Source organism: Nocardiopsis sp. ATB16-24 (assembly GCF_030271535.1).
Lineage (GTDB): Bacteria > Actinomycetota > Actinomycetes > Streptosporangiales > Streptosporangiaceae > Nocardiopsis.
In genome coordinates, this window is record NZ_JASCXJ010000010.1 from 1 (window position 1) to 20,915 (window position 20,915).

Sequence of the window (20,915 nt, forward strand, 5' to 3'; positions counted from 1 at the left end):
CCGGGCCTGCGCCTGGGGCGTCACGGCGCGGGGCGGTCCCGCCGACGGCCCACCGGTGCGGCCCCGGCCCTTCGCGGGCGCCGCACCGGCGGGTCCGCCGCTACGCGGAGGCCGAGGCCGCCGTGCCGAGTCGCGCCGGCAGGGTCAGAGGCGAGTGGATGAACACCGAGGGCAGCTCCTGCGGGCGCTCCTCCGCCAAGGCCAGGTCCGGGAAGCGGAGGAACAACCCCTCCATGGCCGTCTGCAACTCCATACGGGCCAGCGCGGCGCCCAAGCAGGTGTGCGGACCGTGGCCCAGGCCCAGGTGGCGCGGCCGTTCCTCCGTGAGGTCGAACTCCTCGGCGCTCTCACCGTAGCGACGGGTGTCCAGGTTGGCCGCCAGGTAGGCCAGCAGCAGAGGTTCGCCCTCGCGTACGGTGACGCCGCCGATCTCCACGTCCTCGCCCGCGAACAGGAACGGCAGGACCGCCACACTCGTGGAGTGGCGCAACACCTCCTCCACCACGGCGGGCCACGCGACCTTCCCCGTCCGAGCGAGGGCGAGTTGGTCCCGGTGGTCGAGCAGCGTGCGGATGCCGTTCACCAGAGCGGAGGCGGTGGTCTCGAAACCCGCCGTGACCATCAGCCAGAGCGTGTCGCGCAACTCGGCGTCGCTGAGCCGGTCGCCCTCCTCCCTGGCGGCCACCAGGGCCGAGGTCATGTCCGGACCCGGATGGGCGCGCTTGACCTCCACCAGCTCCGACAGGAAGGCGTCCACCTCCGCGCGCATCCGCCGGACCTCCTCGGGGGAGCCTCCGGAGAAGGCGGTGGCGACCATCGCGCGCATACGGTCGTGATCGCTCCGTTCGAACCCGAACAGCTCCGAGAAGACCGCGATCGACAGCGGGTAGGCCAGTTCCTCCTTCAGGTCCACCGTGGCGTCGGGGCGCTCGGCCAGGCGGTCCAACAACTCCCCGGTGATCTGTTCCACCGCCGGTCGCAGCGCCTCGATGCGGCGTGGGGTGAACGCCTGGGAGATGAGGCCGCGCAACCTTCGGTGCTCGTCGCCGTCGGCGGTCAACATGTTGTCCAGGTGCACCATGGCGGCCACGGGGTGGTCCGGGGGGATCTGTCCGGCGTTCAACGCCTTCCAGGTGCGCCAGTTGCGCCGGAAACGGGGGTCGTTGAGGGCGGACCGCAGCTCCTCGTCCCCCGTCAGCGCCCAGACCTCCAGATCCGCGACCACGACTCGCGCCACCGGTCCGGCATCACGAAGATGCCTCGCCAGGTTCCGGTTGTCTCCTGGGGCGAGGACGAGGGGCTGGGGGTGTGGGGACATCTCTGCTCTCCAGACGGTGGGGTGTCACGGGGGACGGCCTGGACGGGGGTGAAGGCGACAGGAAGCGCTTCCAAGCCATGTGCGAACGGGGAGGTGCGCCAGCGCAGCCGGTCGGCCGGCACGGACAGGGCCATGTCGGGGAGCAGACGGATCACCGTGGTGACCGCGTCGACGGCGATCTGCCGTGCGAGGTTGCGGGCGGGGCACTGGTGGGAGCCCGTGCCGAAGGACAGATGCGCACGGGACCCGAACGAGCTCGCCGGGTCCATGTGCGCCAGGATGTGAGGATCGGTGTGGGCGGCGCCGTAGCCGATGATCACACAGTCGCCCTCGCTGATCTGCCATCCCCCCAGTTCCATGTCCTCGGCAGGATAGCGACCGGGCATGAGCATGATCGGAGGGGCCTTCCACAGAACGGCGTCGACCACCTCCTCGATCCGGCTGTTGCCGCTCATCACGGCCACACGCGAGGAGTTGCGGGTCAACAACTCGTGGAAGGTGTTCGCGATGAGGTTCATCAGTGGGTCGTGGGCGGCGGAGATCATGAGGATGAGCTGGTGGGCGACCTCCTCGTCGTCCAGACCGTTGGGGTGCGCGATCATCCGCGAGACGATGTCCTGGCCGGGGGCGGCACGCCGTTCCAGGGTGACGGTCTGGGCGTAGGCGAACAGGCCGCCCATGGCCGCCTCGGCCTCCGCACCGCCGTCCCAGACCTGCCGCATCAGCTCGACGAGACGACGGCCGTGCGTGTCGTCGAGCCCGAAGTAGCGGTTGAGCAGCAACAGCGGGAGCCTGAACGCCAGGTCGCCGACCAGGTCGGCCTCGCCCGTCGCCGCCGGGTCCACCATGAGGTCGTGCGCGATCATGTCGACGGTGACGCGCGCGCGGTCGGCGGCGATCGTGTCCAGGGCGCTCACGATCACCTCCCGGTAGCGGCTGTGGTCGGGCTCGTCGCTGGCCAGGGCGTTGCGGAAGTACCAGAAGGGGCCGGGGACCTTGTCGGGGGTGGCACGTCCCTCCTTGGCCTCCTTCCACCGGCGCGGATCGCGGGGAAAGGCACGGGCGTCCTGGAGGACTGCGCGGTTGAGGTCGTAGCTCAACGCGATCCAGGCCAGCACCCCCGGTGCGACCTCGACCGGGGCCAGGGAGCCGAAGCGCTGCCGCAACTGGTCGAGCAGGTGGGGGACAGGGGTGTCGGACTGTCCGTACAGCGGTACCGCCGCCTCACGGGCCGCGGTGACCGGACATGGACGGGACGCGGAGCGGGCGGACCCATCGGAACGCACGTGAGCAGCCTTCCTTCCTCCCCGTGGCCGTCGAGGGGGCCACGGGTACGCGGGGGGAGTGGCGGGGCGCTCCGTTCCGGTGGGCCCCGCCGTCTGAACGCCACACAGTAAAGCAGCGCGTGGTTTCGGGGGGTGAACGGAACACAGGGCCCCTCCGGCGCACCGTGGGTGAACGGCGACCGTGTCCGCGTGGTCGCTTTCGAAGCCCGAAGTGACCACACGGACACGATCGCGGCGCGTGGCCGAGTCCGGCAACGTGAGCGCGGAGGAGCCCTCTCTCAGTCGAGGACGGCGAACGCCTCGACCTCGACCAGGACGTCGGGCTCGAACAGGTAGTCGACGCCGATGGCGGACAGGGGCGGCAGGGGGCGAGGAATCCCGAGCTCGTCGCTCACGAGGTCGATGCCGGCGAGGAAGTCGTCGTACTTCTCCGGGCTCCAGTCGGTGACGAAGAACCTGAGCCGCACGACGTCGGAGAAGCTCGCGCCGGCGCCCGCCAGCCCGCGCGCGGTGTTGCGCAGGGCTTGTGCGAGCTGGCCGGCGAGGTCGCCGGTGGCGACGCGGTTCCCCTCGGAGTCGCGGGCGATCTGACCGGCCACGTGCACCTGGCGGGTGCCCGTGCCGACCGAGACATGGTGGTAGGGGACCGGTTGGAACATGCCCTCGGGGGTGAGGAGCCGTACGGCCATCGCAGAGCCCTTCGCTCGTTTCTCTTGCAGGTATCCAAGGACTACCTTGTAGCGAAAGGGAACTTCAACGAGACCAGGTTTCATGACGGATACCTCCAGCCCCGACTCCGAATCGCCCCGACTCACCGCCGAGCACCGGGAACTGCTCGACCAGGTGCTCGACAAATGGTCCTTGCAGGTGCTCGACAGGCTGTGCGAGCGCCCCCGGCGCTTCAACGAGCTGCGCCGGGCGATACCGGAGGTGACCCAGAAATCGCTCACGACGACACTGCGGCGCCTTGAACGCAACGGCATGATCGAACGCGTCGTCGTGAACACGCGCCCCGTCGCCGTCGAGTACCGCCTGCTGCCGCTCGGGGCGACCCTCCAGGAACTCATCGACGCGCTCTGGAACTGGACCGCCGCGACCCTGCCCGACGTCCGGCGCGCACGTAGGCGTTTCGACGAAGCGTGACACGGCGGGCCGCGTGGCGGGGCCGGATCAGTGCTGGAGACGGACGCTCCACGAAATCCTGGTGGGGGGCACCACGGCAACGGATGACCTCGGAATCCACCGCTCATTCTCGGTAGCGACAGCTTACGGAGACAGCGGCGGCTCCCACCGCGCCCGCCCGGTCAGGAAACGGCGGACACGACGCTGCTTCCGATCGCCGACCGTGGAGCCTTTCGCCCCTGAAGCCGAAGGTCGCCCCCGCTCCGGCCGGACGCGACCTCCCCTCACTCGGGAAGGCGCTGGAACGCGGAGTGCCGGCTGAGAACTCCCGAGCACCCTCTCTGTAATACAAGGGGTATGTGGTGTCATCGTGGACGATGTTCGCGAAGTGGCAGAATTCGCGTCGCAAGAAGGAGGGCGGCCTCGGGAACGTCCGGCCGTGCGGCCCCGGTGACAAGCGTTCTCCCACGAGAGGGGCGGGCGCGGTACGCAGGGAAGACCCTGGATCTTCCACGCTCCACGGCTTCACGTCGGCGACGTGGAAGCGGCTCGATACGCAGGTCAGGACATATGTCACCCGGACGCATTCCTTGTTCACCCGAAGGTCGGGATCGACATGAGGAGATATTTCTTTCCTGACCAGCGAAGATCATTGTTGTGACCCACATCACTCTTAAGGTTCGGTGTGTGCTCCGTTAGCCTTTTCGAAGCGAATCGACTCAAGTAGATCTATGGTCGATTTCCGTCGGTCGAATGAGCCACGTCCGGCGGCTATAAGGCTACCTCGAAGAGTTTTTAACAATACGTTTCGGCAGGTCGAAAGAACATCCGTGTTCCCAGGGAGTGGAATTGCATATCACCATGCCGAGCGGGCACGTGCCCCGCTACACCGACTTCGAGATCACGGGGATCTCCGACGAGACCATGCGTGAGGGCGGCGAGAGAGCCCTCTACGGGGCCGACGACAACGACAAGCTCCAGCTGATCGAAGCCCTCACCGCGGGCGGACTGCGCGACATCGACCTCGGCTCCGGGCTCACCGAACCGCGCTTCCTCCTCCGCTGCCTGCACGCACAGCACATGTTGGGGCGGATCCCGGAGGACACCCAGTTCGTCTTCAACCTGACGCTGAAGACCTGGGAGCCCCTGAGCGAGGCCCTGAAGGTCATTCCGCGCGACTACCTGGCGAAGATCCAGGTCAGCTTGGGGATGGTGGAGCACCGCCAGGAGGAGAAGCTGCTCGAACGCGCGCACGAACACCTCTCCGGGCTGGGCGTCGGATCCTTCCGTGCGAGCATCCTCAACGCCTTCTCGCACCAGATCGACGAGCAGCGGTACGCGTTCATCAACGAACAGATCGACCGCGTGCGGGCGCTGGGCATCAGTCTGGTCAGGGTGAACGACTCCATCGGGACCCTGTTCCCGGAGGCGACCGCGATCCTCGCCGCGAACCTCGTCCGGGACAACCCGGACACCACCTTCTACCTCCACTCCCACGACGACCGCGGGCTCGGGCTGGCCAACTCCCTCGCCTCGGTCTTCCACGGCTTCCAGATGATCGAGGGCGGTGTGGCGGGGTTCGGCAACAGGGCCGGACTCGCCAACCTGGAGGTGATGAGCCAGATCTTCTCCGAACGCGGTATCACCGTGGCCGGGACCGAACTGGACACCGACAAGCTGTCCCGCGCCGCGTCCCTGGCCGAAGAGGTCTTCATGGTGCTGCCGAACGTCTACCGTCCGGTCAGCGGCATGCTGGTGCGCAACGAGAACGCCGGGATCGTCAACGTCCCCGACTACCTCGGGGTCAGCCGCCCGGTCGACTACTTCCTCAACCCCATCGGGACCTTCCCCACCACCGTCGCCCAGGCACTGGAGAACGCCGGATTCCCGGAGCACCTCACCGAGGACGAGGAGTTCCTGCAAGCGGTCGCCGCCCGCCTCACCGACCACATGGAGAACACGCTCTACCCCGCGAAACGGGAGCGGTTCCAGGAGCTCCTGCGCCAGGTGCACCAGTTCTACACCGACATCGTCCGGCTCGACGCGGTACACGACGCCGCGCTGGACGTCCTCCAAGAGCGTGCCCCCGACCGGGCGCCCGCCGTCTGATTCCTTCGGCGGCGTGTGCGCGGCCCGCGCACACGCCGTTTCCGGTGCCCGCCGCACGGCGGACACCGGGGCACACCTTGCCACGACTAACCGAGAGGTCCGCCCGCAATGGGATTCGCCCCACTGCTGTCGACGATGATCCCCCTCTTCGTCATCGTCCTGATCGGATACCTCGCCAGCTACTCCGAGCACTTCCGGGGTAACGCGCAGAAGGCCGTCAACGACTTCGTCTTCTACATAGCGCTCCCGGCCCTGTTGTTCTCCGCGGTCGCCGGCTCGGACCTGTCCGAGGGAATATCCTGGTCCTTCATCGCGGCCAACCTCACCATCCTGGTCCTGGGATCGGTGCTCGGCCTGCTCCTCGGCGCGTTCCTGTTCCGGTACCCGATGCCCCGGGCGCTCACCACGTCGATGCTCTCCGGCTACGGCAACGTCGCCTACCTGGGGGTACCGCTCCTGGTCACGGCGGTGGGAGCGCAGGCGGCGCTGCCGGTGGCCCTGGGCCAACTGCTGCACAACATGTTCTTCATGGTGCTCTACCCCCTGTGCGCGACCCTGGCGGTCCAACGCAGGCGCGTGATGGAGACCGTTCCGTCCCCCCGACAGGAAGCGACGGCACCACCGCCCGCACCCGCGGAGAGCACCGGACGAGCCATCTTCCGCAGCGTCGTCCTCAACCCCGTCAGCCTCTCCGTCGTCCTCGGGCTGCTCTTCGCGCTGGTGGGGTGGCGTCTTCCCGGACCCGCCGCGGACACCATCGACATGCTCGCGGGGGCGGCGGCGCCCGGTGCCCTGTTCGCCGTGGGCCTCACCCTGCGCCGGGCCGTGTCGGCGCTGCGCGAGGGCAGTGTGGCGATACCGGAACTGGGCTGCACGGTCGTGGTGAAACTGGCGATCATGCCGCTCATCGCGGTCGCCCTGGTCACGGTGGTCTTCCCGATGCCCCCGGTGTGGGCCTTCACCACGGTGGTGATGTGCGGGCTGCCCAACGCCGCGACCGCCTACGTCCTGGCCCAGCAGAAGGAATCCGGTGCCCAACAGGCCGCGGCCTCCGTCGTCGTCACCAGCGCCCTGTCCCTGATCACGCTCCCGCTCACGGCCCTGGTCGCCTGACGCGACCACGACACATGGAAGGAACGGCAACACAGATGCTCGTCGCGTTCTCGGTCAGTCCGCTCGGTAGCGGGGAATCCGTGGGAGAGGCGGTCGCCAGGGCCGTGAAGGTCGTCCGCGACAGCGGCCTTCCCAACCGCACCGACGCGATGTTCACCACCGTGGAGGGGGAGTGGGAAGAGGTGATGGACGTCGTCAGGCGCGCCGTCGAGGCCGCGGGTGAGGGCGCGGGCCGGACCACGCTGGTCCTCAAGGCCGACATCCGCCCGGGGACCGACGGGGCGCTCGACGGCAAGGTCGCCTCCGTCGAGGCCCACCTCAACGACATGTGAACACCTGCCTCTGGGAGACCCCTTGTACCTCATGCGCATCGGCCCCGCCGGAGCGGAAGTTCCCGCCGTCCGTGTCGGAGAGGACCGCTACGTCGCCGTGTCCGACACCGTCGGCGACATCGACGCCTCCTTTCTGGCATCGGACACGGTCGCGTCGCTGGACGCCCTGGTCGCCGAACGGGTCGCCGCCGGGAAGGCCCGACCCTTGGAGGGCGCCAGGATCGGCCCGCCGATCGTGCGACCGCACCAGATCATCTGCGTCGGGCTGAACTACACCGACCACGCCGCCGCCACCGGTCAGACGGTGCCCGCCGAACCGGTCATCACGACGAAGGCCCCGAACACGCTGAGCGGACCCCACGATCGGCTCGTCCTCCCGCCGGGGTCGACCAGGACCGACTGGGAGGTCGAACTCGGCATCGTCATCGGGCGCCGTGCCTACCGCCTCGCCGACGAACGGGACGCGGAGGAGGCGATCGCCGGCTACACGCTCGTCAACGACGTGTCCGAACGCGCTCTCCAGTTCGAGCACGGAGGGCAGTGGATCAAGGGAAAGGCGGCTCCCACGTTCACCCCCTGCGGCCCCGTCCTCGCCACCCGCGACGAGATCGCCGACGTCCGCGCCCTCGACCTGCGGCTGGACGTGAACGGAACGACCCGACAGCGCGGCTCCACGAAGGACATGGTGTTCGGCCCGGCCTGGCTCGTCCGCTACCTCAGCCACTTCATGGTCCTGGAGCCGGGCGACCTGATCTGTACCGGCACCCCCGCGGGCACCGGGATGACGTCCGACCCTCCCGTCTACCTCGCCTCCGGCGACGTGGTGGAACTCGACGGCGGCCCCCTGGGGCTTCAGCGCCACACCGTGACGGACTCCGGCCCCGACCCCGTCGCGGAAACGCACTGACCGTCCGGTGCCTGGGACGGGAGCGGACGTTCCTCCGTGTGGACGTCCCTCCGTGCGGACGCGGTCCCCGAGCGGTCGCGGTCCTCGAACGGTCGCGCCCGCGCGGCCCGCGTCCGCCCTCACCCGGGACACCATCCCGCCAGGGTGGCAAGGGTGTTCGGTGCCAATATCCACAGGCACGGGCTCAAGGATGTCCGGCTTCACGAACTGAGGAACACGTGGGCGACGCCGGCTTTCCAGGTCGGGGTTCCCGTCAAGGTGGTTCAGGGGAGGTCGGGTCACGCCGACCCGTCCATCGCGAGGGACATCTACGCTCACGCACTCCCGGGGATGCAGGCCCACGCGGCTGAGCAGGTGGCGGCCCTCTTCGGGCGACACGATCCCGTTGCGTCCTCCGTCGCGACCTGGATATGAAAAAGCCCTGCGAACAGGGTCTTTCCTTGTGTCCGAGGGGAAGAAGACCGATTCTTCTATGGCCCCAAGGTAAGTACCACCTCACCTGAACGCCGGGTTCGTCTGGTCACCGAGTTCGACCTGTCGGGCGGTGACCTGGAATGGATTCCTCCCGCTGGTCCCGCTGGACCACCATCGCCGCCGTGCTGATGCTCGCTGGCATCGCGGCGGTCGTCTCCTATTCGCACATGTACGAACTCGCGCTGCGCCATGGTGAGCCCGAGTGGCGGGCGGCCCTGTTCCCGCTGTCGGTCGACGGGATGATTGTGGGCGCCTCGATGACGCTGCTGAGCAGCGCCCGCCACGGTCGCAGAGGCGGCCTGCTGCCCTGGACGCTGCTCATCATCTGCTCGGGCGCTTCCCTGGCGGCCAACGTCGCGGTAGCCGATCCCACGGTGTGGTCGAGGATCATCCACGCCCGGCCGTCGTTCGCGCTGATCGGTGCCTACGAGCTGCTCATGCGCGATTTCCGCACTGCGGTGAAGAGCGTACGCACTGCGTCCGCATACCGAAGATATCCCTCCGGCTTCCGAAGCCCAAGCGCAGGCGGAGGAGACGGGGCTGTACGTCGTCCGCGAGCAGCACACCGGTACACCCGACGGGGGCGAACCGAGTCACCCTGCGCCGCCTGAAATCCAGGTACGCGCATGGCGATAGGCCTTGGAGCATTAGAGGAAGCACGGGTCATTGCCTACGGGGAATCAGATTGCGACGGCCTTCGGTTGTAAGCCCTGGTGGGGCAGATTGATCAGTCAGCGGGGACGAAGGGGCAAGTTGGATCAGGCCCTGGCTCAGGAAGACGAGTCCCTCGTGTCTTCTGTTTGAGAGGCCGATGCGTTGGGGCATCCCGACATGAGACCCGGTCCAGGGGCCCGCGTTACCCTTTGGTCTTGGGTGGGGTGGTGACTTCGGCAGCGGCAGCGTGTCCAACGCGACTGTCTGCTCTTCACCCGACGTCACGGCACAAGACTGACAGATCCGCCTCCAGCAGTGAGTTATTTCTCGGCAAACCCTTAGTGAGCGCGTCGCCTGGCTCGGCGAATGGCTTGAGACCATGGGAGAGGTCTTGGAAGCTCGTCGATTTCCTCCGAGCGTGGGGAATGCGCCTGCGGGGCGGTGAGCTCGTGACGTGGTCGTCTCTGTCCCCGCTCGTCTGATCGTGTACTCTCCGCGACTCGCGGCGTGTTGTGTTGCGCTTCACGGCGCCCCAGGCTGGATAGCCGATCGCGAGCCCGAGAATCAAGATCTTGTAATCATCTTGGAAAAGCCTTGATCTACTCAGAGTCCGCGGTATGGTTTTTCGGTGTCCGATCTCCCTCTACACTCAACTCCTGACCGGACCTCCGTCGAGCTGTTCGCCGGTGGCGGTGGGCTGGCCATGGCCGTCCACAACGCGGGTTTCCGACCGCTGTTGCTCAACGAGCTCGCCGTGCGTGCCTGCCAGACGCTAGAGGTCAACGGCGCCAAGCGGTTCGACGGCTTGGGATGGGTTCCTGCCCCTGGGGAGCCGTGGCCCCTCTTCGCTGGTGATGTCCGGCACCTCGATATGAGGTACTTGGAAGGACGAGTTGACGTCCTCGCGGGGGGGCCGCCGTGCCAGCCGTTCAGCCTGGGCGGTGTCGCCAAGGGCGACGAGGATGGACGTGACATGTTCCCGGAGATGTTCCGGGCGGTCAGGGAGATCAGGCCTAAGGCCGTGATCTGTGAGAACGTCCGTGGTCTCTTGCGCCCCTCGTTCAAACCCTATTTCGACTACATCCTGCGCGAACTCGAGTTCCCCTTCGAGAAACGGGGCGACAGGACTTGGCGGGAGCACGACGCGGCGCTGAGGCGTCGTGCCGCAGACGGAGCGGTGGACCCGTCGGAGCGGTACGAAGTGATCATGACCCGGGTGAACGCGGCCGACTACGGGGTGCCGCAGATTCGTAATCGTGTCATCATCGTTGCTTTTCGATCGGACCTAGGCGTGGACGTCGATGCTTTCAAGGCCGCCGTCGAGCCCGAGTACTCCGAGGCGGCACTCGTGCGCTCCATGCTTGAGGGTGGGTACTGGGAACGCCACCGTGAGGTCCCCAGCTACGTCCGGCGGGACGTTATGGACCGTCTGCCTTCGGCACTGCCGTTGGAGGATGACAGGAGACCGTGGCGTACCTTGCGCGACGCCCTCGCCGGGATTGGTGAGGAAGACCCCCTACCACCCGTGTCGTGGGACAGACTGGACCGTCAGGACAACGGGCGGGGGCAGTTCACCCATCACATCGGCTGGCCGAACGCCCGGATCTATCCAGGCCATACTCCCAACGAGCTCGACCGTCCGGCGAAGACCGTGAAGGCCGGTGTCCATGGTGTGGCCGGTGGCGAGTTGGTCATGCTGACCGACGACCTTACTCCCGACACCTCGGACCCGTCTGGCTGCTCGTACCGACACCGGTATATGACGGTACGTGAGACCGCCCGAGTGATGACGTTTCCCGATAGCTGGAAACTCGAGGGGCCGCGTACCGAGCAGATGCGCCAGCTGGGTAACGCCGTCCCGGTGCTACTGGGCGAGGCGTTCGCGCGGGCCGTGGCCCAGGCCCTGGATCAGGTCGAGCGACAATAGTGGAAGGGGAGGAAATGTCCGACAAGCGCCATCGGTGGAAGGAGTCGCAGCCTCCCGCGAAGGCGTGGAAAGCACGTCCCGGCAGGAGCCGCGCCGCGATCGTCGCCGAGCAGGACAAGGCTGCGGGAGGACGGGAGCTGCGATGGGTGGATCTAGGTGATGGTCGGACCGCCCGTGCCTCTGTCGTGCTGAGGCTCTTCCCCAAGACACGCCGGATCCACGCTTACCTTCGATGGTGGGACAAGGGGAGGTCCCCCACCAGATACTTGGGGCAGGTCGATCACGACACACGGGCCGATAACCTTGCTGCGGCGTGGAAGCTGGCCCGCGCTAAAGACTTGGTGTGCCGTCCCCGACGCTCCTCTGATTCTTGGGCATCGTCGCCCGCCGTGCGGGCGTCGATGAAGGGCAACCGTGGCTGTGACACGGCACCGGAGAAGCGACTGAGGTCGATCCTTCACAAGGCGGGGCTGCGCTACCGGGTTTCCGCCCGACCGATATCCGAACTGCGGCGCACCGCTGACCTGGTCTTCGTGAAGGCTAAGGTGGCCGTCTTCGTGGACGGTTGCTACTGGCACGGCTGCCCGGAGCATTATCGCCCATCCACGAGGAACATGGACTTCTGGTCACAGAAGATCGCTGGGAACCGTGACCGGGACGCCGAGACCGATCGAATCCTCACCGGGGAGGGGTGGACTGTTATCCGTGTGTGGGAGCACGAACCTCCGGAAACGGCGGCTACACGCGTGCTGGAGACGGTACGACCGAGTCGGTCCGCCTGAAAGCGCCTCTCCACGGTTTAAAGGAGATCCTCACGAGGTCTCCACTCGACCACGCTTGTCGATGACGACTCCGACGGACTCTCTGACCGTGCCGACAGTCTGACATCTCGCTAGGGCGGCGCCCTCCTAGAGCGACTCGTTTTCTCCAGGAAAGTCCCGTCTGGACGTTAATGTTGGGGACATACCGGCGCCCGGCTTTGCCCCCACCGACAGCCACCACTTCCCATCGTCCGAATGGATCGCGGAGCCGACCGCGTCTTCCGCCAGTCGGACACACGCCGATGTGAGAGAGGTCCCTATCAGTGACCCAGACCGAGTACATCGATGTCACTCCGCACCCGCGGATTCTCGGAGTGCTGGGGGATATCGAGTTCCAGCCCTGGCAGTGCCTGGCCGAACTCGTCGACAACGCCTTCGACGAGTTCCACTCCCATAGCGACACCGCCGCGCGCCCCTCGGTCGCGATCTCCTTGCCTCCAGAGAACTCCAATCGAGCAAGCGCGGCGATCACGGTCAAGGACACTGGACGTGGGATGAGCCTTGCCGAGGCCAACCGGGCGATCCGCGCTGGGTGGTCGAGTAACGCCCGTCATGGTTCCCTCGGCCTGTTCGGTATGGGGTTCAACATCAGCACGGCCAGACTCGGCCGTAAGACCACGGTCCGCACAGGCCGCGTCGAGGACTCTCACTGGATCGAGGTCGACCTGGACCTAACGGCGATCAGTCGTTCCTCCCGGTACCACGCCCCCTATCGCCTTGTTCCCAAGTCGGATCCCAACGCTCATGGCACGACCATCATCATCTGTGATCTGAAAACCGAACAGTTCGACTACGTCAAGCGTTCCTACAATCACAAGGCCATTAGGGACAAGCTCGGCGACGTCTACAGCTATCTCCTCTCCGAGCGCGGTTTCCTGCTGACGATCAACGGCAAGAAAGTCCAACCACGGATCCCCTGTGTCTGGGGTGAGGAGCGGTACGTAACGCGTAGTGGTGTGGAGATCCACGCCGTACAACACGTTGACAAGCCACTGCCCGGCAAGAAGGCCTGTATGGATTGCGGGTACTGGAGCTCTGTCGACTCAGAGGTCTGCGACGAGTGCGAGGGCGATCGACTCGAGCTTCGCGAACGGCGCATCTGGGGCTGGCTAGGGATCCAGCGCTACGTCCACAGGAACGACTACGGTATCGACTTCCTTCGCAACGGCCGCAAGATCCTGATGAAGGACAAGCGTGTCTTCAAGTGGCAGGATGAGGCCGAGATGTCCGAGCCGGAGGACGAATACCCCATCGACTCGAAAATACCGATGGGCAGGATCATTGGTGAGATCCACTGCGATCACGTGATGCCCAATTACCAGAAGACCGCCTTCGAGTTCGAGACCTCTGAGTGGCGTCAAGTCATCCGAACGATCAGGGGTGACAGTCCTCTGCGGCCGAAAATCGCCAAACGGCTGGGGCTTCGCGAAAACCAGAGTCCTCTAGCCCTCCTCTACACGGGATTCCGGCGCAACGAGGCTGGCCTCAACTACCTCATCCCTGGCGACGGGCGCAACCCCCTGCACGAGAAGGCACGCGAATGGGCCAAACTCTTCCGTAGTGGTGATCCCGACTATCAATCGGACGAGATCTGGTACCGCGCGGCCTACCAGCACGACAACCCCGTCACCGGTGATCCTGATCCGGGCTCGGATGACATCCTCCCAGGCCTCGGCTCGGATCTTCTCGATCCGTCCGAGAACACAGGCGAGGAAACTCCATCCCCCGGCTCCACACCCGGTGGGCGTACTGAGCGATCGACCCCATCCTCCGAGACACTCGACGAACGCATCCAGCGTTACCGCGACAGCGCCACGTCCATCGTGGACTTGTCAGGTGATTACATCCACGCCGATCTTGGGCGAGTCACCCTCACCGCGTGGGCGGTTCAGGGCGGGAAAACCCTTCTCGACCGAGAGGAGCAGCCCGTGCCCGTGTTCCCGATCATGCTCCGTCCACCCAAACTCGAGGTCTTCATTGATACCAACCACCGGCTTTTCCGTGATTTCGGCACGGATATGCGAGACATAGCGCTCGTCGAGGTCGCCGAGTTCATGCGCGTTCGAGTTGGCGGCGTATCCATTCCACTGGCGACGATCGTCGCCGACCTCAAGGCTCAGTCTTCGAGCCCGCAGCTGACACCAGCGGCGATGGCTGATGAGGCCGAACGACTGATGGAGCGGATCAGGAATTGCATGGTCGGTCCCGTCTCGGAAAATCCCGCCATCCACTGGCCACTCCTCACCAAGGATGAGCTCGCGACCGCGCAACGCCGCTTCGCGGTCGAGTCATCGGAGGCTACGGCGTGGAACGACGCCCTGGCCAACGGCGACTTTATCGCCTACGCTCCGGCGGAAGCGATCATCCGGGTCGTCAAGGCGTCCCCCGGTGAGTTCCTCGATGGGAAGGTCTTCAAACGTTCCTACGCTGCCCTCACCGATCCTGGCGCCCGCGAACTCGTCGTCGAGCGCCTAATCAACCCCCTCAGTGATCTCGCGCTACTGGAGGGACACCGTCCCCGTCTCGACCTTGAAGAGCTCTCACGGATCCGTGTGAGCTGTCGTCTGATTGAGCGCGATCTCACCGAGGCCATGTAAGCGAGAACGGATATGAGCGGTTTCCTGACACCCTCGTCGTTGTTGGACTCCGGACCGTCGCAGTTCCCCCGACGGATCGAGAGACTCCTTTGGCATCTCGGTTTCACCGATGTCGCCAACATCGATGGCTCCGGTGACGAGGGGGGCGATATCCTCGCCCGAATCAAGGGGCAGGACTGGGTGTTCCAGTGCAAGTGGAAGCGTCAGAGCGCGGTCGGGGCCGACGCGGTGGAGGAGGTCGCTCGGGCGCGGGACCGATATCGAGCGCGTCAAGCCGTGGTCGTCACCAACACCCGTTTTAGCCCGGACGCCCGACGTCGGGTCGCTGAGTTCGCTCGTATCATCCCTGAGATCCTCCTGTGGAGTGGTGGGGACTTGAGTACGAGCTTCGATCGCGTTCCCCAACGCTTCGGAACGGTCGACTTACGCCCATACCAAGCCGACGCTCTTCGGGCCCTCATCTCGGATCTTGACGCGACCGGACGCGCCTTCCTCGTCCTCGCCACCGGTCTCGGCAAGACCGTGGTCGGTGGCGAGGCCATCGCTAATCATCTTCGCGAGAATCCAGGCGACAAGATCTTGGTCACCGCCCATGCCAAGGACTTGGTCCAGCAGTTGGAGCGAGCGCTATGGCGGCATCTACCGAAAGAGGTTCCCACTCGCCTTCTTACTGGTGATACCCGACCGGACGATCTTTCCGGACTCACCTGTGCGACCGTCGGTTCCGCTCTTTCTGCGGCGCGTTTTGGGTACCGGCCAGGATTGGTGATGGTCGACGAGGCCCACCACATCGGGAGCGATGGCCAATATGACGAGCTGCTTGGGATCCTCTCCCAGTCCAGACATCTAGGGGTCACGGCGACCCCCTGGCGGGGCGACGCGCACGATATCAGCCACCAACTCGGGGAGCCTAGCTTCACCCTGGGCATCGCGGAGGGGATGCGCTTGGGGTACCTCGCCCAAGTGGACTATCGTCTCTTCGTCGATGATATCGACTGGGACATTGTCAGGGAGGCCAGCGCCCATTCCTACGGACTCGCCGAACTCAATGCACGGCTGTTTCTTCCTCAGCGCGACGAGGCGATCCGGGATCGACTCGCCGAGGCATGGGTCTCGACTGTCCGCCCGCGCGCGATCGTCTTTTGCCGCACGATTGAGCATGCCGAGCGGCTCGCCGAGGTCCTACGCCGAACACCGGTGTGGAACAGCGCGCTTTCCATCCATACCGGTCTGACAAAGCGTGAGCGACGCGACCGCCTTCTTGCTTTCCGTTCGGGGCAGGTCCCGATCCTCACCTCAGTCGATATCCTTAACGAGGGCGTCGATGTACCTGACGTCAATATACTCTGCTTCGCCCGCGTCACACACTCACGGCGGATCTTCGTACAGCAACTCGGCCGTGGGCTAAGACTGCGCGAAGGCAAGGAACGAGTGACCGTCCTCGATTTCGTCAGCGATCTGCGCCGTGTCGCTGCCGCGCTGAACCTTAAACGGGCGCTGAACAGCGACGGGGGTGTCGAGACCTTGACTAAGGTCGGCCCCTCCCAGATCGACTTCAGCGACCAGCGCGTCGGCGCGCTGATGGAAGAGTGGATCAAGGACGCGGCCAGCCTGGAGACCGCCTACGATGAGCATCGTCTCCAGTTCCCCGCCGCACTCGCCCCCCAGGAGTAGAAGCACCTTGTCACGCCGTCTTGAACTGCCTCCGAAGGTCCGCGACGGCCTTCTCATCGAGATGTACCGCCAAGCCGACGAGATGGATTGGGACCTTCTTGGGAACACCGAGAAGACTTCCCAGTACGTGCGCTGGATCGAGGACCCTCAAGTTGGTGGGGTCCTCCTCTCTTACGCGGATGAGAGAAGGGTACGCGTCTGGATTAAGGACGTCGCGATGAAGGAGTACGGACGTGCGCAGGAGGGGATCGGGCATTACGTGCAGTACGCCGTTCGCCGTTTCCGTGGCCCCGAGGAAATCGTGCGATCCGTGTGTGAACAGGGATGGGCGCTCCGCCCTGAGTCGGTCGGTGAGAAACCGAACCACTGCTACGCTATGTACGAGGATTTGGAGCGCTACGTGTGCTGGGGTCGCCCGGGATCGTTTCGTGATCTCGTCTGGGCCGCGCTCAACAAGGCGATCGACATGCCCGTCGCCCCGGCAGCCGTCGTCGCGACCCGAGATGGTGAGACCATCAGCCCTTCAGAATGCGAACGGCAGGCGCTGGTCACTAAACATTGCGGGATCGAGTTAAAACACCTCCACCGCGCCTTGATGCCGAACCCTGAATACATTGGGTAATCCATTACTCCCGTCGTCACGGCACTAACCTCGGGTTTTGACGGAGGAAAGCAAGGGTACTTCCCTGGACATCAACGGGGCGTGATCGGCGAAACGGATCTCGTTATCTTCGTTCACCTGGTGCGGTGGAGAACAGCTCAGTTGGATAGGATGACTTCCTCCATGTTTAGTACTGCAACGGCAGGTTGCGATGTGGTGGTCGCGCAAGGTAGGTAACCGTGTGTGGCCATCACTGACCTTGACCTGGTCGCGGTGCTTCTCTGAGTTCACCGCCTCCTTCGCGCACCGCTTCCCTCGCGTCGAATCTCGTCGCCAGGCCACCTCCTCCCTGCGCGGACTGCTCAGCGAACTGGAACGCAAGAACGGGTGGACCCTGGCCCAGATGTGCGGCGAACAGGGCACCGAACGCCTCCAGCGCCTGCTGAACTTCTACGCCTGGGACACCGACGGTGTGTGTGACGACGTCCGTGACCTGGTGGTGGAGGCCTTGGGTGATCCCGACGACGGGGTGCTGATCCTGGACGACACCGGCATTCCTCAAAAAGGGCACGAAGTCGGCCGGGATGGCCCGTCAGTACTCGGGTACCACAGGGCGGATCGAGAACCGCTGGATCGGTGTGTTCCTGGCCTACGCCGGCCCCGTGGGGCGGGGGTTGAGCGACCGAGAGCTCTATCTCCTCAAAGCCTGGACCCAAGAGCGCGACCGGTGCCGGGCAGCGGGCATCGGTGATGAGATCCCTTTCGCCACCAAGAACGAACTCGGCCTGGCCATGCTGCAAAGAGCGTTCCAAGCCCAGGTCCCTTTCGGATGGGTGTCTCGTGCCGGAGGTGATGGAGGCTCTCAAACCTGGGAAGGATGAGAGACATGCCAGCACCGAGGAAGTACCCCGATGAGCTGCGCGAACGAGCCACCCGCAGGGCGGTGGACGCCCGCCGTAACCCGGCCACCTGCGACGAGGCGATCGCCCGCACCGCTGACCAGCTCGGCATCAACCGCGAGACCGGGTCAACACAGGCGTTGGTTCCCAGCCTCCAATAAACCCGGCACGAGACAAGATGAACATCTGCGCTCACGCACTCCCGGGCATGAAAAAAGGCCCCGTGACCAGGGCCTTTCCTTGTGTCCGAGGGGGGACTTGAACCCCCACAGCCTTAACGGCCACTAGCACCTCAAGCTAGCGCGTCTACCTATTCCGCCACCCGGACCGGGCATGAGCGGCGCTCTCGCGCCGGACAGGACAACCATAGCAAAGGTCTGAGGGGTCACGAACCAGCTTTTCCGGTGGGGAAGACCGTGACAAGGTCGGGAACACAGCAGGACAGAAGGTGCGACGGGAAGGGAGCATCAGATGGCGGAGCCAGGCAGGGAGCCGAGCGCGGCCGAGGTCGAGGTGGTCGACCTGTGCCGCGAGCTCATCGAGTTCGACACCTCCAACTACGGCGACCACTCGGGTCCCGGGGAGCGTAAGGCCGCCGAGTACGTGGCGGGCAAGCTCGACGAGGTCGGCGTCGAGTCGACGATCTACGAGAAGCACCCGGGGCGCAGCAACGTCGTGGCGCGGATCACGGGGGAGGACTCCAGTCGCCCCCCGCTGCTCATCCACGGCCATCTCGACGTCGTTCCGGCGGCCCCCGAGGACTGGACCCACCACCCCTTCGCGGCCGAGATCGCCGACGGCTGCGTGTGGGGGCGCGGCGCGATCGACATGAAGAACATGAACGCGATGGTCCTGGCGATGCTGCGCCAGCGTCTGCGCGAGGGGCGCCGTCCGCCGCGTGACATCGTGCTGGCCTTCCTCGCCGACGAGGAGGCCGGCGGCACCTGGGGCGCCCAGTACCTGGTGAACGAGCACCCCGAACTGTTCGCCGACTGCGACGCGGCGATCAGCGAGGTCGGCGGCTTCTCGTTCACCGTCAAGGAGAACCGTCGCCTCTACCTGGTGGAGACGGCGGAGAAGGGCATCGCCTGGATGAAACTGACCGCGCGCGGCACCGCCGGGCACGGTTCGATGGTCAACGACGACAACGCCGTCACCGAGCTGGCCGCGGCCGTCGCCCGGCTCGGCGAGCACCGGTTCCCCCTCCAGCTCACTCCCACCGTGCGGACCTTCCTGGAGGAGATCTGCGAGGAGTTCGGCATTCCCTTCGAGGAGAAGGACGTCGACGCCACGGTCGCGCGCCTGGGCCCGATCGCCCGCATGATCGGTGCCACCCTGCGCAACACGGTCAACCCCACGGTCCTGGGCGGCGGCTACAAGGCCAACGTGATTCCGGGCGAGGCCACCGCACAGGTGGACGGTCGCTTCCTTCCGGGGACCGAGGACGAGTACTTCGCCGAGATCGACCGACTCCTGGGGCCCAAGGTCAGCCGTGAGTTCATCCACCACCTGCCGGCCGTGGAGACCTCCTTCGAGGGCGGCCTGGTCAGCGCCATGTCGGAGTCCCTGCTGGCCGAGGACCCGGGGGCCAAGGCCGTTCCGTACTGCCTCTCCGGCGGTACCGACGCCAAGAGCTTCTCCCGGCTCGGGATCCGCAACTACGGCTTCGCGCCCCTGAAGCTGCCCCCGGAGCTGGACTTCGCGGGCATGTTCCACGGGGTGGACGAGCGGGTTCCGATCGACGGCCTCCAGTTCGGGGTCCGTGTACTGGACCGTTTCGTCGGGCTGAGCTGACTTCGTTCCGTTTTACGGCGCCCACCGGCGGGCCGTGTCGAGAATTTTCTCGGCGCGGCCCGCCGATTCGGCTCACGGTAACCCAGGGTGATGTTAATGTTGCTGTCAGTTCGGCGGCGTCGTGCTCCTCCCGTCTTTGCGGGTGCGGAGCCTCGGCGTCGGCGTGCGACCGTGACGGCAAAGCCGCGCGGGACCGTCCAGTGGTAGCGGAGCGAAGGGACACCCATGGTGCTCGCGGGTCAGGAGTGGCTGCAAGACAGCCGCGCTGCCCGCTTGTCCCGGAACTCCCTCACTCGGCTGCTGCTCCTGTCGGGGATCGTCGCCGTCGCATGGCTGGCCGGGGGCATGGGCGTCGCCCATGGTGAGGCCGCCCCCGAGTCCGGCGGTCTGGTCGACCGGATCCTGGAGGTCGGTGACCACGTCGAGCAGGCGGACCAGGGTACGGCCCAAGGTCTTCGCGGCACGCGGGTCCTGGAGACCACGGATCGTGTGGCCTCCACCGCGGAGGTGCTCGCCGACACCGCCCTGCACGGGACCGGTGCCACGGCCGCGCTCGACGAGAGCGGGGCCGGTGACGCGGCCGGCAGGGTGGTCGAGGGGACGGCCCGGGCCATCGACGACACCGCCCGTGACGCGGGCGACCTCATCGGTGGACTGGCCGGCCGTGGCCACGAGGTGGTGAGGTCCGCTGACGGGTCCTTGCGCGACGGCCGTCTGGTGGAGGCGGTCGCGGAGGGACTGACCGATTCCACCCGCTCGATCCACGGTCGGATCGACGGTGCCGTGAACACCGCGAAACCGCTGCCCCTGCCCGCCCTCGGCGCCTTCGAGGAGCCCGCGACCGAACCGGACCGGCCCTCGGTCCAGGACGACCTGGACACCGACGACCGTGAACCCGGCGAGGAGCGGGTCGTCACGGACTCCGACCTCGCCGTCCACCTGCCCGTGGACCCGGTCGTGTGGAGTTCCGCCGCCGCCGAGACCTCCGCCCCAGAGGCGGATCACGACTCCGGGGATCGTCTTCGCCTCATCGCGGGCGGAGCGCATCACCCGGCTGGGGCCGACGCCGCAGGTGCCTCCGCCCCGTCCTTCCCCGCTCCCGGCGCCGCCGGGTTCCTCATGGCCCGGGCCGGCCACCTGGCTCCCCGGTCCCAGCGGGTCGCCCTTCCCGGCGACCCCACCCTGGTCGTCCGTGACGCCGCGGACGATCCTTCCTTCTCGCCCGACTAGCCGCGTCGTCATACGACCGCGGCCGGTCCGTGCGCCTTCTCGCGCAGCCGCCCCGTC

At 66.1% G+C, this 20,915-nt stretch carries 18 protein-coding genes, 1 tRNA gene and 1 pseudogene; 16 read left to right on the forward strand and 4 right to left on the reverse strand.

Annotation, left to right across the window (positions count from 1 at the left end):
* Nucleotides 1-100: 100 nt before the first annotated feature.
* The 3 genes from PFX91_RS12610 to PFX91_RS12620 all read right to left on the reverse strand — a co-directional run bounded on the left by PFX91_RS12610 (nt 101) and on the right by PFX91_RS12620 (nt 3,293).
* Nucleotides 101-1,225, reverse strand: a complete 1,125-nt coding sequence (locus PFX91_RS12610; protein ID WP_285731704.1) for a cytochrome P450 family protein — start codon at nt 1,223-1,225, stop codon at nt 101-103.
* The gene (locus tag PFX91_RS12615; protein ID WP_285731705.1) at nt 1,195-2,604 is read right to left on the reverse strand and encodes a cytochrome P450 family protein; all 1,410 of its coding nucleotides are present in this window, start codon (nt 2,602-2,604) and stop codon (nt 1,195-1,197) included. The genes PFX91_RS12610 and PFX91_RS12615 overlap by 31 nt, the downstream gene beginning before the upstream one ends.
* A gap of 278 nt (nt 2,605-2,882) precedes the next feature.
* Nucleotides 2,883-3,293 carry a RidA family protein gene (locus PFX91_RS12620; RefSeq protein ID WP_285731706.1) on the reverse strand — a complete coding sequence of 137 codons (411 nt, stop codon included), beginning with the start codon at nt 3,291-3,293 and terminating at the stop codon, nt 2,883-2,885.
* An 82-nt stretch (nt 3,294-3,375) separates the two neighbouring features.
* Between PFX91_RS12620 and PFX91_RS12625 the strand changes: the two genes are divergently transcribed.
* The 14 genes and pseudogenes from PFX91_RS12625 to PFX91_RS12690 all read left to right on the forward strand — a co-directional run bounded on the left by PFX91_RS12625 (nt 3,376) and on the right by PFX91_RS12690 (nt 17,995).
* Nucleotides 3,376-3,747: a winged helix-turn-helix transcriptional regulator gene (locus tag PFX91_RS12625; protein ID WP_285731707.1), complete on the forward strand. Its 372-nt coding sequence runs from the start codon at nt 3,376-3,378 to the stop codon at nt 3,745-3,747.
* An 828-nt stretch (nt 3,748-4,575) separates the two neighbouring features.
* A complete protein-coding gene (locus PFX91_RS12630) occupies nt 4,576-5,835 on the forward strand; it encodes a hydroxymethylglutaryl-CoA lyase-like TIM-barrel protein (RefSeq protein WP_285731708.1) in 1,260 nt (419 codons plus the stop codon).
* 108 nt (nt 5,836-5,943) lie between these two features.
* Nucleotides 5,944-6,948 carry an AEC family transporter gene (locus tag PFX91_RS12635; RefSeq protein WP_285731709.1) on the forward strand — a complete coding sequence of 335 codons (1,005 nt, stop codon included), beginning with the start codon at nt 5,944-5,946 and terminating at the stop codon, nt 6,946-6,948.
* A gap of 35 nt (nt 6,949-6,983) precedes the next feature.
* The gene (locus PFX91_RS12640) at nt 6,984-7,280 is read left to right on the forward strand and encodes an MTH1187 family thiamine-binding protein (protein WP_285731710.1); all 297 of its coding nucleotides are present in this window, start codon (nt 6,984-6,986) and stop codon (nt 7,278-7,280) included.
* 31 nt (nt 7,281-7,311) lie between these two features.
* Nucleotides 7,312-8,187 (forward strand): fumarylacetoacetate hydrolase family protein, encoded by an 876-nt coding sequence (locus PFX91_RS12645; RefSeq protein WP_285731849.1) that lies wholly within the window; start codon nt 7,312-7,314, stop codon nt 8,185-8,187.
* Between the two features lie 153 nt (nt 8,188-8,340).
* Nucleotides 8,341-8,601 carry a tyrosine-type recombinase/integrase gene (locus PFX91_RS12650; RefSeq protein WP_285731850.1) on the forward strand — a complete coding sequence of 87 codons (261 nt, stop codon included), beginning with the start codon at nt 8,341-8,343 and terminating at the stop codon, nt 8,599-8,601.
* A gap of 188 nt (nt 8,602-8,789) precedes the next feature.
* A complete protein-coding gene (locus PFX91_RS12655) occupies nt 8,790-9,272 on the forward strand; it encodes a DUF2637 domain-containing protein (protein WP_285731851.1) in 483 nt (160 codons plus the stop codon).
* 671 nt (nt 9,273-9,943) lie between these two features.
* Nucleotides 9,944-11,242, forward strand: coding sequence for a DNA cytosine methyltransferase (locus PFX91_RS12660; protein WP_285731711.1), 1,299 nt, complete (start codon nt 9,944-9,946; stop codon nt 11,240-11,242).
* A 14-nt stretch (nt 11,243-11,256) separates the two neighbouring features.
* The gene (locus tag PFX91_RS23135) at nt 11,257-12,024 is read left to right on the forward strand and encodes a very short patch repair endonuclease (protein WP_352231665.1); all 768 of its coding nucleotides are present in this window, start codon (nt 11,257-11,259) and stop codon (nt 12,022-12,024) included.
* Between the two features lie 302 nt (nt 12,025-12,326).
* Nucleotides 12,327-14,660, forward strand: coding sequence for an ATP-binding protein (locus PFX91_RS12670; protein WP_285731713.1), 2,334 nt, complete (start codon nt 12,327-12,329; stop codon nt 14,658-14,660).
* Between the two features lie 12 nt (nt 14,661-14,672).
* Nucleotides 14,673-16,334, forward strand: coding sequence for a DEAD/DEAH box helicase (locus PFX91_RS12675; protein ID WP_285731714.1), 1,662 nt, complete (start codon nt 14,673-14,675; stop codon nt 16,332-16,334).
* Between the two features lie 7 nt (nt 16,335-16,341).
* A complete protein-coding gene (locus PFX91_RS12680; protein WP_285731715.1) occupies nt 16,342-16,956 on the forward strand; it encodes a hypothetical protein in 615 nt (204 codons plus the stop codon).
* 190 nt (nt 16,957-17,146) lie between these two features.
* Nucleotides 17,147-17,774 (forward strand): annotated as a pseudogene (locus PFX91_RS12685) (IS701 family transposase); the annotation flags it as partial.
* 47 nt (nt 17,775-17,821) lie between these two features.
* A complete protein-coding gene (locus PFX91_RS12690) occupies nt 17,822-17,995 on the forward strand; it encodes a hypothetical protein (RefSeq protein WP_285731716.1) in 174 nt (57 codons plus the stop codon).
* An 82-nt stretch (nt 17,996-18,077) separates the two neighbouring features.
* On the opposite strand, the gene PFX91_RS12695 is transcribed toward PFX91_RS12690, so the two are convergent.
* Nucleotides 18,078-18,162 (reverse strand) — tRNA-Leu (locus tag PFX91_RS12695).
* A gap of 143 nt (nt 18,163-18,305) precedes the next feature.
* On the opposite strand from PFX91_RS12695, the gene PFX91_RS12700 reads away from it, so the two are divergent.
* Together PFX91_RS12700 and PFX91_RS12705 are read left to right on the forward strand one after the other, a co-directional pair.
* Entirely contained in the window at nt 18,306-19,628 is a 1,323-nt protein-coding gene (locus PFX91_RS12700; protein WP_285731717.1) for a M20/M25/M40 family metallo-hydrolase, read from the forward strand.
* A 225-nt stretch (nt 19,629-19,853) separates the two neighbouring features.
* Nucleotides 19,854-20,858, forward strand: a complete 1,005-nt coding sequence (locus PFX91_RS12705) for a hypothetical protein (RefSeq protein WP_285731718.1) — start codon at nt 19,854-19,856, stop codon at nt 20,856-20,858.
* The last annotated feature ends 57 nt before the right edge of the window (nt 20,859-20,915 follow it).